This is a genomic window from Gemmiger sp. (genome assembly GCF_057431175.1).
This window is the reverse complement of record NZ_DBMDDV010000006.1, coordinates 82,480-99,923: the sequence shown is the minus strand read 5'-3', so window position 1 is coordinate 99,923 and position 17,444 is coordinate 82,480. Positions and strand designations below refer to the sequence as shown.

15 protein-coding genes and 1 other annotated feature are annotated in these 17,444 nt (G+C 57.7%); of the genes, 7 read left to right on the top strand and 8 right to left on the bottom strand.

Annotated elements, in window-relative coordinates; all coding sequences use genetic code 11:
• Positions 1-132: 132 nt before the first annotated feature.
• The 3 genes from leuD to ACZO0A_RS04165 all read right to left on the bottom strand — a co-directional run bounded on the left by leuD (position 133) and on the right by ACZO0A_RS04165 (position 3,687).
• A complete protein-coding gene (gene leuD / locus ACZO0A_RS04175) occupies positions 133-615 on the bottom strand; it encodes a 3-isopropylmalate dehydratase small subunit (protein WP_302377198.1) in 483 nt (160 codons plus the stop codon).
• A gap of 3 nt (positions 616-618) precedes the next feature.
• Positions 619-1,878, bottom strand: coding sequence for a 3-isopropylmalate dehydratase large subunit (gene leuC, locus ACZO0A_RS04170; protein WP_215693430.1), 1,260 nt, complete (start codon positions 1,876-1,878; stop codon positions 619-621).
• Positions 1,879-2,019: 141 nt separating this feature from the next.
• Positions 2,020-3,687 (bottom strand): 2-isopropylmalate synthase, encoded by a 1,668-nt coding sequence (locus tag ACZO0A_RS04165; RefSeq protein ID WP_302377196.1) that lies wholly within the window; start codon positions 3,685-3,687, stop codon positions 2,020-2,022.
• A gap of 80 nt (positions 3,688-3,767) precedes the next feature.
• Positions 3,768-4,017 (bottom strand) — a binding site (T-box leader).
• A 269-nt stretch (positions 4,018-4,286) separates the two neighbouring features.
• Between ACZO0A_RS04165 and ACZO0A_RS04160 the strand changes: the two genes are divergently transcribed.
• A complete protein-coding gene (locus ACZO0A_RS04160; RefSeq protein WP_302377194.1) occupies positions 4,287-5,423 on the top strand; it encodes a hypothetical protein in 1,137 nt (378 codons plus the stop codon).
• A gap of 104 nt (positions 5,424-5,527) precedes the next feature.
• Positions 5,528-6,304 carry an HAD family hydrolase gene (locus ACZO0A_RS04155; protein ID WP_302377192.1) on the top strand — a complete coding sequence of 259 codons (777 nt, stop codon included), beginning with the start codon at positions 5,528-5,530 and terminating at the stop codon, positions 6,302-6,304.
• Between the two features lie 305 nt (positions 6,305-6,609).
• On the opposite strand, the gene ACZO0A_RS04150 is transcribed toward ACZO0A_RS04155, so the two are convergent.
• The 4 genes from ACZO0A_RS04150 to ACZO0A_RS04135 form a co-directional block, all read right to left on the bottom strand.
• The gene (locus ACZO0A_RS04150) at positions 6,610-8,115 is read right to left on the bottom strand and encodes an IMP dehydrogenase (RefSeq protein WP_291213015.1); all 1,506 of its coding nucleotides are present in this window, start codon (positions 8,113-8,115) and stop codon (positions 6,610-6,612) included.
• A gap of 390 nt (positions 8,116-8,505) precedes the next feature.
• Entirely contained in the window at positions 8,506-9,696 is a 1,191-nt protein-coding gene (locus ACZO0A_RS04145) for an HAAS signaling domain-containing protein (protein WP_294718248.1), read from the bottom strand.
• The gene (locus tag ACZO0A_RS04140) at positions 9,693-10,013 is read right to left on the bottom strand and encodes a PadR family transcriptional regulator (protein ID WP_291231948.1); all 321 of its coding nucleotides are present in this window, start codon (positions 10,011-10,013) and stop codon (positions 9,693-9,695) included. The genes ACZO0A_RS04145 and ACZO0A_RS04140 overlap by 4 nt, the downstream gene beginning before the upstream one ends.
• A gap of 183 nt (positions 10,014-10,196) precedes the next feature.
• Complete coding sequence (locus ACZO0A_RS04135) at positions 10,197-10,904, bottom strand: ClpP family protease (protein ID WP_215693417.1); 708 nt, start codon at positions 10,902-10,904, stop codon at positions 10,197-10,199.
• 249 nt (positions 10,905-11,153) lie between these two features.
• On the opposite strand from ACZO0A_RS04135, the gene ACZO0A_RS04130 reads away from it, so the two are divergent.
• From ACZO0A_RS04130 to ACZO0A_RS04110, 5 genes are all read left to right on the top strand, one after another.
• Positions 11,154-11,795, top strand: coding sequence for a redox-sensing transcriptional repressor Rex (locus ACZO0A_RS04130; protein ID WP_215693415.1), 642 nt, complete (start codon positions 11,154-11,156; stop codon positions 11,793-11,795).
• Between the two features lie 138 nt (positions 11,796-11,933).
• A complete protein-coding gene (locus tag ACZO0A_RS04125; protein ID WP_294718247.1) occupies positions 11,934-12,542 on the top strand; it encodes a thymidine kinase in 609 nt (202 codons plus the stop codon).
• Positions 12,543-13,002: 460 nt separating this feature from the next.
• Positions 13,003-14,391: an ABC transporter substrate-binding protein gene (locus ACZO0A_RS04120; protein ID WP_215693411.1), complete on the top strand. Its 1,389-nt coding sequence runs from the start codon at positions 13,003-13,005 to the stop codon at positions 14,389-14,391.
• A 121-nt stretch (positions 14,392-14,512) separates the two neighbouring features.
• Positions 14,513-15,421: a carbohydrate ABC transporter permease gene (locus ACZO0A_RS04115; RefSeq protein WP_215693410.1), complete on the top strand. Its 909-nt coding sequence runs from the start codon at positions 14,513-14,515 to the stop codon at positions 15,419-15,421.
• A gap of 13 nt (positions 15,422-15,434) precedes the next feature.
• Positions 15,435-16,295 carry a carbohydrate ABC transporter permease gene (locus ACZO0A_RS04110; protein WP_291231946.1) on the top strand — a complete coding sequence of 287 codons (861 nt, stop codon included), beginning with the start codon at positions 15,435-15,437 and terminating at the stop codon, positions 16,293-16,295.
• 243 nt (positions 16,296-16,538) lie between these two features.
• Here ACZO0A_RS04110 and ACZO0A_RS04105 read toward each other — a convergent pair whose 3' ends face one another.
• A complete protein-coding gene (locus ACZO0A_RS04105) occupies positions 16,539-17,402 on the bottom strand; it encodes a helix-turn-helix domain-containing protein (RefSeq protein ID WP_486846069.1) in 864 nt (287 codons plus the stop codon).
• Positions 17,403-17,444: the final 42 nt, after the last annotated feature.

Genomic DNA, 17,444 nt, shown 5'->3' with positions numbered 1-17,444 from the left:
TGTTTTTCTGCATAGTTCTGTTCTCCCTCTCGTTTCTATTGTAGGGGCGGGACATGTCCCGCCCTCAGCCTTTCCATCACAGCACTTTTGCCGTAAAACCGCGGGCCGGGCATGCCCGGCCCCTACAGGGCATCAGTCCTTCAAGCTGTTCATCAGGCCGCCCTTGGCGATAATGTTCTGGATGAACGGCGGGAAGGGCGCGGCCTGGAAGGTCTGGCCCGTGGTTTCGTCGGTAATGACGCCGGTGTCAAAGTTGATGCTGACTGTATCGCCCTCGTTGATTGCTTCGCTGGCGGCGGGGCATTCGAGAATCGGTAAACCGATGTTGATGGCGTTGCGGTAGAAGATGCGGGCAAAGCTCTTGGCGATAACGCAGCTGATACCGGACGCCTTGATGGCAACGGGGGCATGCTCGCGGGAGGAGCCGCAGCCAAAGTTCTCACCGCCCACCATGATGTCCCCCGCCTTGACACGGGTAACAAACGTTTTATCGATATCTTCCATACAGTGGCTTGCCAGCTCGGCGGCACTCTGGGTATTCAGGTAGCGGGCCGGGATGATCACGTCGGTGTCAATGTTGTCGCCGTATTTAAAAACAGGACCTCTTGCGTTCATAGCTCAAACCTCCCTCGGATCAGTGATGTAGCCGGTCAGGGCGCTGGCCGCCGCCGTGGCAGGGCTGGCGAGGTAGACCTCGGACTCCACGTGGCCCATGCGGCCGACGAAGTTGCGGTTGGTGGTGGAGACACAGCGCTCGCCCGCCGCCAGGATACCCATGTAGCCGCCCAGGCAGGGGCCGCAGGTGGGCGTGGAGACGATGCAGCCAGCGTCGATGAAAGCCTCGGTGTAGCCGCGCAGAATGCACTCCTTGTAGACGGCCATCGTGGCGGGGATGATGATGCCGCGCACGCCCTTAGCGATGTGCTTGCCCTTCAGGATCTCGTAGGCGGCCTCCATGTCCTCAATGCGTCCGTTGGTGCAAGAGCCAATCACGATTTGGTCGATCTTGATGTCCTTGCCCTCTTTGGCAAGATGCGTGTTCTCGGGCAGATGCGGGTAGCTGACCGTCGGCTCGAGCGCGTCGAGGTCAATCACGATGGTGCGCTCATACTCGGCGTCGGGGTCGGCCTCGTACTTGGTCCACGGGCGCTGGCTGCGGCCTTTGAGGTAGGCTTCGGTCACTTCGTCCACGGGGAAGATGCCGTTTTTGGCACCGGCCTCGATGGCCATGTTGCAGATGCAGAGGCGATCCTCCATCGTCAGGGTCTTGACGCCCTCGCCGACAAATTCCAGACTCTTGTACAGTGCGCCCGAGACGCCGATTTGACCAATCAGGTGCAGAATGACATCCTTGCCGGTGACGGGCTTGTGCAGCTGACCCTTCAGCTCGACCTTGATGGCGGCGGGGACCTTGAACCAGGCCATGCCTTTCGCCATGCCGGCGGCCATATCGGTGGAGCCGACGCCGGTGGAGAACGCGCCCACCGCGCCGTAGGTACAGGTGTGGCTGTCGGCGCCGATGATGCAGTCACCGGCGGTCACGATGCCCTGTTCGGGCAGCAGTGCGTGCTCAACGCCCATGCGGCCCACGTCGAAAAAATTGAGGATGTCGTACTTGTCGGCGAACTCGCGGCACTGCTTGGACTGGGCCGCGCTCTTGATGTCCTTGTTGGGGACAAAGTGATCCAGCACAATGTTGACGCGGGTGTTATCGAACACCGAGTCGAACCCTGCTTTTTCAAATTCGTTGATGGCCACCGGGGTGGTGATATCATTGCCGAGCACTACATCGAGCTTGGCGTTGATGAGCTGGCCCGCCGTGACGGCTGCTTCCCCGCTGTGGGCCGCTAAGATTTTTTGGGTCATGGTCATGCCCATGGTTGTGTACCTCCGTTTTAGGATCATCTCACCGTAGGGGCGGGGCATGCCCCGCCCTCGGCCTTGCCTTTACGTGCCGCCTGCCCTTATGTTGAGGGCCGGACAAGTCCGGCCCCTACCCGGCAGTGCGTTGTAGGGTGTTTACTTATTGTTGATCGCGCTTACCAGCGCCTTAATGCCCGCCACGATAATATCCGTATGCGTGCCGCAGCCCCAGCTCTCCTCGCCGGAGGCCCATTTCAGGCCGACGTAGGAGCAGGCGCGGGAGTTCGTATCGGAATCGAGGGCGTGCTCACTGTAATGCACAAGCGTGAAATGCATCCCGGTCTGCTGCTCGATGGCCGTTGCCACAGCGTCCAAGCGGCCATTACCGGTGGCGTTGCATTTGATCGTGCTGCCGCCGCTGGTGATGACGACGCTTGCCGTGATGCTGCCGTCTGAGTTCTGGATAAAGTGCGCTTCCGGCACATTGAGCGGGTGGGTGTGGTTGAGGTAGCTGCTCTCAAAGACGCCCAGCACTTCTTTCACGCTCAACTCGCGGTGCTCGTGGTCGCTGACGTCCTTGACGCGGTAGCCCAGATCCTCGCGCATTTTCGGCGGCGGGTTGTAACCGTAGTTCTGCTGCAGCAGGAAGCCGATGCCGCCCTTGCCGCTCTGGGAGTTGATACGGATGACGTCGGCATCGTAGGTACGGCCAATGTCGTGGGGGTCGATGGGGATGTAGGGGCAGGTCCACTGGTGGAGCTGCTTTTCCTTGCGCCATGTCATGCCCTTGGCGATGGCGTCCTGATGGCTGCCGCTGAACGCCGCAAAGACGAGGGAGCCTGCATACGGCGTGCGCTCGTAGACGTGCATCCGGGTCACGCGCTCGTAGACTTCGCAGATTTCGGGCATATTGCTGAAGTCAAGGTGTGGGTCCACGCCGTGGCTGTACATATTCATAGCCAGCGTGATGGCGTCCACGTTGCCGGTGCGCTCGCCGTTGCCGAAGAGGCAGCACTCGATGCGCTGAGCACCAGCCAGCACAGCCAGCTCGGCATCAGCGACGCCGCAGCCGCGGTCGTTGTGGGGGTGGGTAGAAAGAATCACGCTGTCACGATATTTCAGATGTTTGGAGCACCATTCAATCTGATTTGCGTAGATGTGGGGCATGCTCATCTCGACCGTGACCGGCAGGTTAATGATCATGGGGCGGTCGGGGGTGGGCTGCATGACGTCGAGAACGGCGTTGCAGACTTCCACGGCGTACTCCGGCTCGGTCCCGGTGAAGCTCTCGGGGCTGTACTCAAACAGGAAGTTGCCCTCGTACTCCTCGCTCAGCTGCTTGACGAGCTTAGCGCCGTCAACGGCGATCTTCTTGATTTCCTCTTTGGACTTCTTGAACACCTGCTCGCGCTGGGCGACACTGGTGGAGTTGTAGAAGTGGATAATGGCCCGGGGCGCGCCCTTGACGGCCTCGAACGTCTTGCGGATGATGTGGTCACGGCACTGGGTCAGCACCTGCACGGTCACATCCTGGGGGATGCGGTTGCCGTCGATCAGCGTGCGCAGGAACTCGTACTCGGTCTCGCTGGCGGCGGGGAAACCGACCTCGATTTCCTTAAAGCCGATTTTGACCAGCATATCGTAAAATTCAAGTTTTTCTTCCAGGTTCATCGGCACGATCAGGCTCTGATTGCCATCGCGCAGATCCACACTGCACCAGGCCGGGGCCTGCTCGATATGGTCTTTCTGGGGCCACTCATAGACATGGCCGGGTTCGACCGGCGGCGGATAGTAGCCTACATTGTACTTGGATGCGTCCATCATAATAAAAATGCCTCCTTCAAAGCGTTCGGTTCGCGCTTTGGGGAGGTAAAAATAAACCGTCCCCCAAAGGCGAAAGACCTTTGAGAGACGGGAGCAAAATTCACGTTGCTGTACCCGCGGTACCACTCTCATTGCCGTTGAAACGGCCGCTCTGTACGATCAGCTTTTCAGCGAATCGCGCCTGCATGATAACGGTCAGGTTCCGTCCGCGCCTACCTGTCAGCGCGGCTGCTCCGGGGCCAGTATACAACATCTGCCATACCGCCTTGCACCGACCGGCGGCTCTCTGCAATGGGATGGATGCTGCTTTTTCCCCTTCACTGCATTTGCAATGGTTCTATTTTAGCGGATTCTTGGGGGAATGTCAAGTATTATTTTTGCAAAATTTGCAAGGATGTGTTTTGTGTTTATCAACATTATTTATGTAGGGGCCGGGTATGCCCAGCCCCCGCGTGAAGGATAAGCAGGCACTTATGGGAAAGCTGCGGGCCGCGTATGCGCGGCCCCTACCGTGTGCCGCTACTTTTACAGGGTTTTCTTTTTATCGTTTATATGATATACTTATAATGATTTTTATTTAATTCCGAAAGGATTCTTCTATGCTTTACCAAAAATACAAACCGCTGGCCAGCCGCGTGTACTGTGCGGGGCTGGCGTTATTGCTTGTTTTGAGCGAGGTATTCAGTTCCAACCTTCAGTCTACGCTGCCGACTTTCAGCCGGGTGGCGCGGCTGGGGCTGACCGGGTTTGCCGTACTGCTGCTGGCGGGCAAAATCGTATTGCTGACCGAGTACGAGACGCAGCTGCAAAAAATCATCGTGGCCGTTGTGCTGGTCTACACGGCGTTTTCGGCCTGGTACGGCGGCGACCAGTGGTTTTTCCTGGCTGCGCTCGTCGGGCTGGGGGCCAAAGATGTGGATTTGCAGACGGCCCTGCGGGTCTACCTTGCCACGGCGGTGGCCGGGCTGCTGCTGGTGCAGGCGCTGCACTTTATCACGCCGCTGATGCCCTACAATTTCTACTGCCGCAACTGGGATTTCGGCTACGGCCACTACAACGGTTTCGGTGCGCGGTTGGTGGGCGTGTTCTTCGCCTGGGGTTGGCTGCGGCACGACCGGATGAGAGCTTTCGACTGGGCCGGGCTGGCCGCGCTGGCGATTTTTACCTACAAAGTACCCGGCAGCCGGGGCGCGTTCGGCGGTATGGCCGTGTTGTTCGGGCTGTTTCTGGTGCAGAAATTTCTGCCGAAGCTGTTTGACAACAAAATTTTCTACGGGTTTTCGATTGCCCTGCCGGTGGCGCTGGCAGCGTTCAGCCTATACGCTGGATACGTTTACAACCCCGAATGGCCCTATGAACGGATGGCACTGCTGCTGTTGAGCATTGCACTGTCGGGTCGGTTTGAGATTTGGCACAATGTTTTCTGGCAGGCCCCGCTCTCGCTGCTGGGCGGCCTGCCCACCGACGGCGACGAGCACCACGCCATTGACAACACGTTTTTGGCGGTGCCGATGAACAAAGGCATTATCGGTGCCATTCTGGTGGCCGCCGTGTTCCTGTTGCTGCTGTGGCGGTTAGCGAAGAAGCACCGCGCCACCGAGGTCATCTGCCTGGTGGCGCTGACGCTGTATCTCTTCATGGAGAACAAGCCGTTTTTGGTGTCGGCCAATCCGTTTTTGCTGATGCTGCCGGTGGTGTTTTTCGGCAGCCCCGATTCCAAAAATCAAACCGAATGAACCCTCTTAGGCTGGATCGTATCACATTTTCGCGGAAATGCGGTATCGATCCTGCCATTTTTGTGCTATACTGGGTGTATTCTAAAACAAAGGAGTCTCCCCGAATGCAGACGAAAATCGCATTTTTTGATATCGACGGCACGCTGATCGATATGCAGTCCAAGCGCATCACTGAGAAAACGCTGGAGGCTTTGCAGCGCCTGCGGGCGGGCGGCGTAAAAATCTGCCTGGCGACCGGGCGTTCCCCTGTGGCGCTGCCGGTGTTCCCGGGGGTGGAATTTGACGCCTACCTGACCTTCAACGGCTCTCTGTGTTACACGGCAGGCGGCGAGACGATTTTCAGCAATCCGATTGCACACGAGGATGTGCAGAAAATTATTGCCAACGGCGCAGCCATCGGGCGGCCTGCCTGTGTGTCGGTGCGTGACCGGCTGGCCGCCAACGGCACGGACGTGGACCTGACCGACTATTTTGCCATCGCCAAGATGGTTGTGCCCATCACCGACGAATTCGACACTGTCTGCCGGGAGGACGTCTACCAGCTGATGATGGGCGGCCGCAAGGATGAGTATGACGCAATTTTGCGCGGCGTGGACGGTGCCAAAATTGCCGCGTGGTGGGACCGCGCGGTGGATATCATCCCGTACAGCGGCGGCAAGGGTACAGGCATCGGGAAGATTCTGGAATATTACGGTTTTGACAAGGCCGAGGCAGTGGCGTTCGGCGACGGCAACAACGATATTGAGATGCTGCAAGCCGTGGGCGACGCCGTTGCCATGGGGAATGCGTCGGACGAGTTGAAAGCTGTTGCCACCGAGGTTTGCCGCCCTGTGACCGAGGACGGGGTGTATTGGTATTGCATGGAGAATGGGTTGATTTGAGGTAAAAGAAGTAGGGGCGACCATTGGTCGCCCGCGGATAGGAGGCAGCTTCCGGAAGGTTCCCGGGCGGATATGGAATCCGCCCCTACGGTGTAGGGGTCGATGCTCGTCATCGACCCGGGGACGCCGCGGCTGTCGCTATGTTCCGCGGGCGGCCAATGGCCGCCCCTACAATACGTTTTACACCCCCATCTCATAAATGCTGCGCTGGGGCATCATGCCGCACAGTAGTATGATCCTGCCAAGTTATGCAAAAAGCCGCCCCGCCGGGCAGATGTCCGGCGGGGCGGCTGTATGTTTATGGGTCAGCGGTTCTGGGGGCCGTTTTTCAGGATAACGTCATGGCTGCCGCCCTCGACGATGGAAGTGGAGGACACAACGGTCAGGCGGGCTTTTTCCTGCAGTTCGGGGATGGAGAGCGCACCGCAGTTGCACATGGTAGAGCGCACTTTGTACAGCGTCGTCTGTACACCGTCAGCCAGGGGACCGGCATAAGGCACATAGGAGTCAACGCCTTCCTCAAAGCTCAGCTTCTGGGCACCGCCCAGGTCATAGCGCTGCCAGTTGCGGGCGCGGTTGGAGCCCTCGCCCCAGTACTCCTTGACGTAGTTGCCGCCGACGCGCAGCTTGTTCGTGGGGGACTCGTCGAAGCGGGCGAAGTAACGGCCCAGCATGACAAAGTCCGCGCCCATAGCCAGTGCCAGGGTGATGTGGTAGTCCTGCACGATGCCGCCATCGGAGCAGATGGGAATATAGATGCCGGTCTCCTTATAGTACTCGTCGCGGGCCTTTGCGACCTCAATGACCGCGGTAGCCTGGCCGCGGCCAATGCCCTTGGTCTCGCGGGTGATGCAGATGGAGCCGCCGCCAATGCCGATCTTGATGAAGTCTGCGCCAGCCTTCGCCAGGAACAGGAAGCCCTCGCGGTCAACAACGTTGCCGGCACCGACCTTCACCTTGTCGCCGTAGTTCTCGCGGATCCAAGCGATGGTGCGGGACTGCCACTCGCTGAAGCCCTCGGAAGAGTCGATGCAGAGCACATCCACACCAGCGTCCACCAGTGCGGGGACGCGCTCGGCGTAGTCACGGGTGTTGATGCCCGCGCCGACGACATAGCTCTTGTTCTCGTCCAGCAGCTCGTTGACGTTCTCCTTGTGGGAGTCGTAGTCCTTGCGGAAAACCATATACTGCAGGCGACCTTCCTCGTCGATCAGGGGCAGGGAGTTGATCTTGTTGTCCCAGATGATATCATTGCAGTCGTGCAGGCTGGTGGTGGCGGGGGCCGTGACCAGCTTATCCAGCGGAGTCATGAACTCAGTGACCTTGAGATCCATCGTCATGCGGGAGAGGCGGTAGTCGCGGGAGGCGACGATGCCCAGCAGCTTGCCATGGGCAGAGCCGTCATCGGTGATGGCAACGGTGGAATGGCCGGTGCGGGTCTTGAGGTCCAGCACGTCGCCCAAGGTAGCCTCCGGCGGCAGGTTGGAGTCGGAAGTGACAAAGCCCTTCTTGTAAGCCTTGACACGGCGAACCATGTCGGCCTCCTGCTCGATAGTCTGGGAGCCGTAGATGAAGGAGACGCCGCCCTGCTTGGCCAGGGCAATCGCCAGTTTCTCACCGGAGACGGACTGCATGATGGCGGAGACCATCGGGATGTTCATTTCCAGCGGGCAGGCTTCCTCGCCCTTGCGGTATTTGACCAGCGGGGTTTTCAGGCTGACAGCCGTAGGGACGCACTCTGAAGAGGAATACCCGGGAACGAGCAGATACTCACCAAAGGTGCGGGACGGCTCGGAAAAATAGTATGCCATAATACACTCTCCTGACTTTCCTTTTTTCGACGGTTTTTACTTATTAGAAAGATTGTACCACAACCGCGGACAAAATACAAAGGATTCGGCGAAAATCTTTCTTGCACCGCGAAAAGGAAAGTTGTGGATTTTGAACAATGGATTGGGTGTGTAGTATGACTTTGGGGTGGCCGGGCGGGCCGATGCGAGCATCGGCCCCCTATAAGGGCGGCAGCTATGGCGAGGTGGAAGAGCCCCTCAGGCCTTGCTGCGCGCGGCCAGCTCCCCACTTCGTGAGGAGCCTTTTTGCGCGGGCAAAGCCCGCGTGAAAGTCTCCTCGCTTTGCGGGGAGGTGGTCGAGCGTCAGCGATGACCGGAGGGGCTCTGGCCGTTTGCTATACGCGGGCGGGATTACTGCGTCGTCGTCAGCACTACATCGCCCATCGACGCGGTAAGGGTCACGCTGCGGGGCGCGGCGGCCGTTTGGGTGTAGATACTGCTCATCGTCCTGCCGTTGAACACCACATTCCCCATGGACGTTTGCAGGTCAAGCGCGTAATCGTCGGGCCTGCCGTCCACCGTCAGGCCAATATTGCCCATGGCAGCTTCGACTTTAGCGGTTTCAACGCCCGCCAGCAGCCCCAAATCAAAATCGCCCATTGAGATATTCGCCGTAAACTGCTCTGCCTGCACGGTGCTACCGGTAAAGTTGCCCATCGCCAGATCTAAGTCGATGCTGTCGGCGGCGATGGTATTGCTGTTGTCAAATTCTGCATCGCCCATAGCGGCAGTGATGGAGAGCCTTTTAAAATGGAAGGTATTCGCATCCGGCACGGACAGGACAAACTCAGGCTCGGGCCCCAGCTCTTTGCCGAGGTTGTAGTTGGCGGGCACCTTGTAGCTGACACGCACCGGGCTTGTGTTGTCGCCCGTGTTGGTAAAGTTGAACCAGTCCTGACGCAGGTTCGTGCAGGAAAGGGTCGGCTCCGCCGCACCACTGTCCACAACGACTGTGACCGCGCCGTAGTCGATGTCGAAGGTTATATTTTTGGCGTCGGCCAGACCGGTGGTGAAATCCATCTTCTCCAATGGGCTGCCGCTGTCCGCGTCCTCGGTGGCGGCGGTCCCGTTGTAAAAGTCCTCGGTGCGGACAAGACCGGATGCAGCAGTTTCTTCCTCCGTCGGCGCAACAACCATCGACGCCGTGCCGCCGCCGGGCTTTGCAAAACTCAGCACAAGGACGCCCAGCTGAATGATCAGCGCCGCAACAATGACAACGGCAAAAATCAGCCACATTGTTTTTGCTTTGGGGCTGCGGCGCGGCGGCGCAGGCTGTGGGTCGGCGGCGGGCGGTTCGGGTGCAGTCGGCGGGGTCAGGGGCGTTTCCTCGGGCGTGGCATCGTCGGGCGTCAGGCCCTCCCCTTCCAGGATCTTGCGGGCGGCCTCGGCAGGGTCGCCCAGCTCGGCGGCGGTAGCGTCCTCGTTATCGGTACCTGCGGCGTCGAAGTATTCCTCATAATAGTTCAGCGCGTCGCGGCGCGCATCAGCTGGCAGGGCAGACAGCCGTTTTTCCAGTTCGGATAAGTACTCGTATTTTTTCATTGCGGCTCCCCCTTAAAGAGCTTGTTGATTTTGGCGGTGTAGGCTTCCCACTCGGCGGTAAGTTCCGCCAGCCGTGCGCGGCCCGCGGGCGTGATTTGATAGTAGCGGCGGTTGCGGCCGTTGAAGGCTTCGTCGTGGACGGCCAGACAGCCGTCCTTTTGCAGGCGGCGCAGCACCGGGTAGAGCGTGGATTCCGATAATTCCAGCACCGCGCGGACTTCCTGGGTGATTTTGTAACCGTAGGTGCCCGTTTCCTCCCGCCCGACGACGGCCAAAACGATCGCGTCCAGCAGCCCCGCCGTGGTATTGATGGCCATAGGGTGTCCCCCTTCCGGGTGTATGGTGTATAGGGTTATATATTATATAGCATATAATATTGTAGATTGCAATAGGCTGCCGCAACAAAATTATGTAGGGGCGGATTCCATATCCGCCCGTGGACGTTTATCTTGCCGCAAGCTCCCCGGGCGCATATAGAATGCGCCCCTACGATTCCGCCTTCACTTTTCTATTTCCTTATATAAATACCCCAGTGCGTCCGCCAGGCCGCCCAACTCGTCGATCAGCCCTTCCTCCACAGCCTGGGTGCCGTCCAATACGGTGCCCATGTCCATGACAAGCTCGCCGGTATTGTGCATCAGCTGGGTGAACCGCCGGGCCGTGATTTTGGAGTGCCCGGTCACAAAGCTGACTATGCGCTCCTGCATCTGTTCAAAATAGCGCAGCGTCTGCGGCACCCCCAGCACCATGCCGGAATGGCGCACCGGGTGCACCGTCATGGTGGCCGTGGGCACAATAAAGCTGTGCCGCGCCGCCACCGCCAGCGGGATGCCAATAGAATGCCCGCCGCCCAGCACCAGCGTGGCGCTGGGCTTGCTGACGCCCGCAATCAGTTCCGCCAGCGCCAGCCCGGCTTCCACATCACCGCCCACCGTATTCAGAATCACCAGCAGTCCTTCTATCTCGGGATCCTCCTCAATGTCCACCAGCTGGGGGATGACGTGCTCATATTTTGTCGTCTTTTGCGCGTCGGACGCCAGCGTATGGCCCTCGATCGTGCCGATGACCGTCAGGCAGTGGATGGCGTGGCGGCCCTTGGTGGCAGGCACAATGCCGTCTTCCTTTATCAAATCATGCTCCAGCCGCTTCAGGGCGGCGCTTTCGGTGGGGTTGTGCTTGGTGCCGACCTTTTTATCCTTCGTTTCCATCATTGCTCTCCTTTTCTGCGCAAACTATACACAAAAACAGTCTGTCCTGCGGCCCTGCAAAATATGCGCGGTTTGGGCCAGGGGTGTCGTTTTGTTTTGTCTATACCGCCAGAATTTCCCGTTCTATTTTTGTACAACCGTATAATAATTTGAGAAATCAGCTAAAAAACTTAGACAAAAAATTGACAACCGCCGTGCTTCATTTTATAATAAGCTATAAACAAGTATTGCAATGTGAGGGATACGATCATGGCTGTTCAAAATAAGGTGTCGCTCCCGGTCATCAAGCGACTGCCGAAATATTATCGTTATCTGACCAACCTTTCCGCCGACGGCAAGGATAAAATTTCTTCCAGCGAGCTGGCCCACATGATGGGCACCACCGCCAGCCAGGTGCGCCAGGATTTCAACTGCTTTGGTGGGTTCGGCCAGCAGGGCATCGGCTACAAGGTGGATGTGCTGCGTGCCGAGATTGGCAAGCTGCTGTTCGGCGATGGCGAAAAACTGCCCACGATTTTGGTCGGTGCCGGTCGTTTGGGTTCTGCAGTATCCAGCTTCATCAGCCGCGACGCCAACGGCTACAAGCTGCTGGGCGTGTTTGATGTGAACCCCGACTTGATCGGCAAGGAAATGTGCGGCGTGCCCATTCTTCCGCTGAGTGAGCTGGAGGCCTTCTGCACCGAGCACCATCCCGAGGTGGCCGTGCTCTGCGTGCCGCGCCAGAGCGCTATGGACCTGGCGGGTGAGCTGGTGGGCCAGGGCATCAAGGGTTTCTGGAATTTCAGCCACTACGATCTGTCGGTCGAGTACCCAGATGTCACGGTGGAGAATGTCCATCTGGGCGACAGCCTGATGAGCCTGGGGTACAGGCTGAGAAATCAGGAAAAGTGATATCTCTATAAAAAGACCGCCTTGTAGGGGCCGCACATGTGCGGCCCTCAGCCTACTGGTTGACGCGCGATTGCGGGAAGGTTGAGGGCCGGGCATGCCCGGCCCCTACGGTTATCAATAAACCGATAAGGAGCCACCATGGCAAAATTGTATTTTCGATATGGCGCTATGAACAGCGGCAAGACCACTGCGCTGATGCAGGTCGCCTACAACTATAAAGAACGCGGGATGCGCGTGCTGATTTTAAAGCCCGCCATCGACACCAAGGGGCAGGATTCCATCCTTTCCCGCCTAGGTATTTCCTGCAAAGTTGACAAGCTCGTCACACCCGACATGGACGTGGTGGAGCTGGTGCGCGCCGACGAGGCCGCCAATGGCAAGATTGCCTGCGTGCTTTGCGATGAGAGCCAGTTTTTCACGCCCGAGCAGGCCGACCAGCTGTTTCTTGTCACGGTCGATCTGGGCATTCCGGTCATCTGCTACGGCCTGCGGGCCGATTTCATGATGCGCGGCTTTCCCGGCTCGACCCGGCTGCTGGAGATTGCCCATACGATCGAGGAGCTGAAAACCATCTGCGCCTGCGGGCGCAAGGCCATCTGCAACGGCCGCAAGGTCAACGGCGAGTTCGTCTTTGAGGGTGCGCAGGTCGCGATTGATACAGTGGACGATGTGGAGTACCAAAGCCTGTGCCCCCAATGCTGGTACCGCGAATACCGTGCATTTTTAGCACGCCACCCGAAGAAGTGAACATAATTTGTGCAGGCCCCACCGGGATTTCTCCCGGTGGGGCCTTTTTTGCTCTTGGCCGCACTTATTTTGCACCGTGCATAGATGAATGCAATAATATTTGCAAAATAGCACGTTTTTTGCATCAATCTTGCATATTTTGCCCCTGGTAACGCATTTTAGTGGGTAAATATCGGTGCGCTTTGCCCTGGATATCCCCGTCCGGGTTTCCGTCGCCTTTGTTAAACTGCACAAATGCAGGTGCTCGTATTCGTAAGTTTTGACGGTGGTGTCAAATCGGTTACAAGCAACAAAGCAAGAATTGTTCGCTTTTGAGGTGGAACGCACTAAATTGACTGTTTTTTTTGTTGGTGCGTTTTGCTATCATATAGACAAGCGAATGGCAGATGTTGTGGTGCTTACACCCACACACGACAATCTGCAAAAATAAATCGCACAGCATTTTTAGGAGGACAAAACAATGAAGAAGGCAATTTCCCTTGGCGTTGCCGCTGCTATGACCGCCACTCTGCTGGCTGGCTGCGGCACCGCTGCCAGCAGCTCCGCCGCCACCAGCGAGGCTGCTTCCACTGCTGAAAGCACCGCTGCCGAGTCTACCGCTGAGGCTGCCCCCAGCGAGGCCCACGAGATCAACACCACCGATCCTATCGAGCTGACCATCAGCTGGTGGGGCGGCGACTCCCGCCACGAGGCTTACCAGAAGGCTCTGGAGGCTTTCCACGAGAAGTACCCCAACATCACCGTCTCCCCCACCTACGGCGCATGGTCCGGCTGGGAAGAGAAGCAGTCCACCGCGCTGGCCGCTGACCAGGGTTCCGATGTCATGCAGGTCAACTGGAACTGGCTGTACCAGTACAGCCCCACGGGTGAGAAGTTCGTCGACCTGCGCGAGTACAGCGATGTCATCGACCTGAGCCAGTGGAGCGATGCCGCCAAGAACGCCTGCACCGTTGCTGACAGCCTGCAGGCTGTACCCATCTCGATGACCGGCCGTATCTTCTACTGGAACATGAACACCTTCAAGCAGGCCGGTATTGAGCAGGTTCCCGCCTCCTATGATGATCTGATTGCCGCCGGCAAGGCCTTCCAGGAGAAGCTGGGCGATGATTACTATCCTCTGGCCATCGGTCAGTATGACCGCATGATCCTGATGACCTTCTACCTCGAGTCCAAGTACGGCAAGGCCTGGGTCGAGAACAACGAGTGCCAGTACAGCGAGGAAGAGGTCGTTGATGGCCTGAACTTCATCAAGTCCCTCGAGGACAACCACGTTATCCCCACCCGTCCGACCATGATCGCTGCCGGCTTCGACTCTATCGATAAGTCTCAGGAGTGGATCGATGGCAAGTACGCCGGCATCTTCGAGTGGGATTCTTCCGCCAACAAGTACCAGTCTGCTCTGGCCGACAACTCCGGCTTCACCGTCGGTGAGGAGATCAAGTTCGGCGACAAGGCCAACGGCGGCTTCTCCAAGGTCTCCATGGGCATGGCCATCACCTCCTCCTGCCAGCATCCCGTTGAGGCTGCTGCCCTGATTGACTTCCTGTGGAACGGCGAGGGCGCTGCCATCATGGGTTCCGAGTGCGGCATTCCTGCCTCCACCGCCGGTCTGGCTGCCGCTCAGGCTGCTGACGCTGTGAAGCCTCTGGTTCTTGAGGCCAACACCAAGGTTCTGGCCTTCGTCGATATGCCGCTTGACCCGTACTTCGAGTCCAGCAAGCTGAAGGACACCACCGACGGCGTTTACACCGACGTGTTCGACGGCTTCAGCTACGGCGACTACGACGCTGAGGAGGCTGCCGAGATCCTGCTGGACGGCGTTTCCGGTGTGCTGAGCGCCAACGCCTAAGAGCAATCGAAATCCTTTAAAAAGTAAAGTTTAGCCGGCCCCAGCCCCGTTATCACGCATGGCGGGGCCGGTTATTCATGTTAAAACGCAATGCAGCAATTTGTGACAAGGAGGTTTTTGGATGAGCTCTGCACCCAAAACGACCCAGCGCACACCGTTTAAGCGTTGGTGTGACGAAAACACTGGCCTGTTCTTCCTGATTCCGTGGATTCTGGGCTTCCTGATTTTCAAAGCCTATCCGTTTGCCAGCTCTCTGGTATACAGCTTTACTGACCTGAACTTCTTCAAGGGCATCAGCCAGTACGGCGTTATGAACTACGTTGAGATTTTCACCAGCCGCAAGACCGTTTCCGTTTTGCTGACTACTGTGAAATATGCCTTCATCACCGTGCCCCTCAAGCTGGTGTTCGCGCTGTTCATCGCCTACATCCTGAACTTCAAGATCAAGTTCGTCAACCTGTTCCGTACCGTTTACTACATTCCGTCCATTCTGGGCGGCTCTGTGGCCATCGCCGTTCTGTGGCGCGCCCTGTTCAAGGACACCGGCGTTGTCAACACGATTCTCGGCTTCTTTGGCATTGCCGGTCCCGACTGGCTGGCTGACAAGACTTGGGCGCTGTTCGTCATCTGCCTGCTGCGTGTGTGGCAGTTCGGCTCCGCCATGGTTCTGTTCCTGGCCGCTTTGAAGGGCGTGCCTGCCGACCTGTACGAGGCCGCCACCATTGACGGTGCTACCAAGACCCGCCAGTTCTTCTCGATCACCATTCCGATGATCACCCCCGTTATCTTCTACAACCTCGTCACCCAGATCGCACAGGCGTTCCAGGAATTCAACGGCCCCTACATCATCACCCAGGGCGGCCCGCGTAACGCTACAACGCTTGTCTCCCTGCTGGTTTACAACTACGCCTTCAAGTCCAACGAGATGGGCATGGCGTGTGCGCTGGCCTGGGTCATGTTCATCGCCGTTGCTCTGCTGACTGTGATTGCTTTCACCAGCCAGAAGCACTGGGTCTACTACGCTGATTAAGGAGGAACGAAAAATGAAACTTTCTACCGCCCATAAAATCGGCCGTTTCTTCCAGTACTTTGTGCTGATCCTTGTCGGCGTTATCATGATCTACCCGCTGGTCTGGATGGTGGGTGCCACCTTCAAGTCCAACGCCGAGATCTTCTCCGGCATCGGCTTCCTGACTGCCAACCCCACGCTGCAGGGCTACATTGACGCCGTCACTCAGAACTACGGCGGCGACATCAGCATCTGGCGCGCCTTCATCAACACCTACAGCTTCGTTATCCCCAAGGTCATCTTCACCGTTATCAGCTCTGTCATTGCCGCTTACGGCTTCAGCCGCTTTAAGTTCAAGGGCCGCGATATGCTGTTCGGCATCATGATCTCCACGCTGTTCCTGCCCCAGGTCGTTCTGAACGTTCCCCAGTACCTGATGTACAACTCCTTCGGCTGGGTCAACAGCCCCTTCTACCTGCCCCTGTGGGTGCCCACCCTGTTTGCCACCGAGACTTACTTCGTCTATCAGCTGGTGCAGTTCATGCGCAGCATCCCCCATGACCTGGACGAGGCGGCCGCCATTGATGGCTGCGGCCCGGTCAAGATCCTGTACAAGATCATTGCCCCGATGCTGAGCCCCTCTCTGGTGGCCTGTGGTCTGTTCCAGTTCATGTGGAGCTGCAACGACTACATGGGTCCCCTGCTTTACGTCCAGACCCCCAGCAAATATCCGATGTCCATTTTCGTCAAGCTGTCCATGGACGCTGACAGCGGTTTCAACTGGAACCGTATTCTGGCATTGTCCCTCATCTCCATCATCCCGCAGCTGATCGTTTTCTTCTGCGCGCAGGACGCTTTCATCGACGGTATCTCCGCCGGTGCTGTGAAGGGCTAATCGCCATTTTGGCAGTCCGAAAACCCACTTAAACCACGGCTGCCCCGCACCACAACCAGGGGGTACGGGGCAGCCTTTCTTTTGAAAATGACACTTCCCTCCCCTGCCAGGGGGACGGAGTTTTACTGATAGATTTGCAGGGTGCGGCGTCCCCGGCGCCCCGCGGGCGGATGCAAGCATCCGCCCCTGCAGCGGTGCAGACAAAAAAGGCCGCCCCATATCAGGGCGGCGGATGTTTCAACCTTACTTATTCACTCTCTTATAATACTGCCGGTACTGCTGCGGGGACAGACCCGTGGCATCCTTGAACACACGACGGAAATGGGCGGTGGTCATAAAGCCGGTCTTTTCCGCAATGTCGGAAATGCTCTCGTTCGATTTCTCGATGAGATTCTGCGCCGCCTTGATACGCACGCCGTTGATATACTCGATCAGACTCAGGTTGATGGACTTTTTGAAGAGTCTGCTCAGGTAGTAGGGGCTGATATAGAACTGGCTGGCAATGCCGGTCAGGGTCAGCTTTTCGGCGTAATGCTCGGCGATGTAGGCTTGAATTTGGTCCACGATATGGTTGCTGACGCGGCCATTCTCGCCGCCCTGCTCCTGCTGCTGGCGGCAGAGATCCTTGAGTTCCAGCAAAAGCGTGGCCAACAGCATTTTGCGCATGGCGTCGGACTCCGGGGAGGTTTCTTCCTGCAAAGCCAGCAGCTGCTGCAATAGATTGTGAATATGGTTCTGCTGCTTGACCGTGATGTTGGAGAGCAGATGGTTGTGCTCTTCGCTCAAGAACGAGAAGAAATCCACCTCCGGGAATATGTCGGTGATTTTGCTCAGGTATTCCCGGCTGAAGTTCGCAACAATGCGGCTGGAGGCCGTGTCCCCCAGCGAGGCAGTCTTGTGAATCTGGTTCTCGCCAATCAGCACAACACAGCCTGCGTTGACGATGTAGGCGGCATCCTCGATAAAATAGCGGCGGCTGCCCTCAATCTCATAGTAAATCTCATACTTATGGTGGATGTGGAAACTGGGCATCTCGTAGCCGGTATCGCGGTCAACGTGGTCAATAAAAAAGTCCACATGGGGCGAGTAGACATATTCCGAAACCATAACGCTTGCTCCTTGCTGCCGCGGTGCCATGCGCCCGGCGAT

Bases quoted from the DNA above. Each gene is read 5' to 3' on its own strand.
- leuD (WP_302377198.1), bottom strand. From the start codon at position 615: ATGAACGCAAGAGGTCCTGTTTTTAAATACGGCGACAACATTGACACC.
- leuC (WP_215693430.1), bottom strand. From the start codon at position 1,878: ATGGGCATGACCATGACCCAAAAAATCTTAGCGGCCCACAGCGGGGAA.
- ACZO0A_RS04165 (WP_302377196.1), bottom strand. From the start codon at position 3,687: ATGATGGACGCATCCAAGTACAATGTAGGCTACTATCCGCCGCCGGTC.
- ACZO0A_RS04160 (WP_302377194.1), top strand. From the start codon at position 4,287: ATGCTTTACCAAAAATACAAACCGCTGGCCAGCCGCGTGTACTGTGCG.
- ACZO0A_RS04155 (WP_302377192.1), top strand. From the start codon at position 5,528: ATGCAGACGAAAATCGCATTTTTTGATATCGACGGCACGCTGATCGAT.
- ACZO0A_RS04150 (WP_291213015.1), bottom strand. From the start codon at position 8,115: ATGGCATACTATTTTTCCGAGCCGTCCCGCACCTTTGGTGAGTATCTG.
- ACZO0A_RS04145 (WP_294718248.1), bottom strand. From the start codon at position 9,696: ATGAAAAAATACGAGTACTTATCCGAACTGGAAAAACGGCTGTCTGCC.
- ACZO0A_RS04140 (WP_291231948.1), bottom strand. From the start codon at position 10,013: ATGGCCATCAATACCACGGCGGGGCTGCTGGACGCGATCGTTTTGGCC.
- ACZO0A_RS04135 (WP_215693417.1), bottom strand. From the start codon at position 10,904: ATGGAAACGAAGGATAAAAAGGTCGGCACCAAGCACAACCCCACCGAA.
- ACZO0A_RS04130 (WP_215693415.1), top strand. From the start codon at position 11,154: ATGGCTGTTCAAAATAAGGTGTCGCTCCCGGTCATCAAGCGACTGCCG.
- ACZO0A_RS04125 (WP_294718247.1), top strand. From the start codon at position 11,934: ATGGCAAAATTGTATTTTCGATATGGCGCTATGAACAGCGGCAAGACC.
- ACZO0A_RS04120 (WP_215693411.1), top strand. From the start codon at position 13,003: ATGAAGAAGGCAATTTCCCTTGGCGTTGCCGCTGCTATGACCGCCACT.
- ACZO0A_RS04115 (WP_215693410.1), top strand. From the start codon at position 14,513: ATGAGCTCTGCACCCAAAACGACCCAGCGCACACCGTTTAAGCGTTGG.
- ACZO0A_RS04110 (WP_291231946.1), top strand. From the start codon at position 15,435: ATGAAACTTTCTACCGCCCATAAAATCGGCCGTTTCTTCCAGTACTTT.
- ACZO0A_RS04105 (WP_486846069.1), bottom strand. From the start codon at position 17,402: ATGGTTTCGGAATATGTCTACTCGCCCCATGTGGACTTTTTTATTGAC.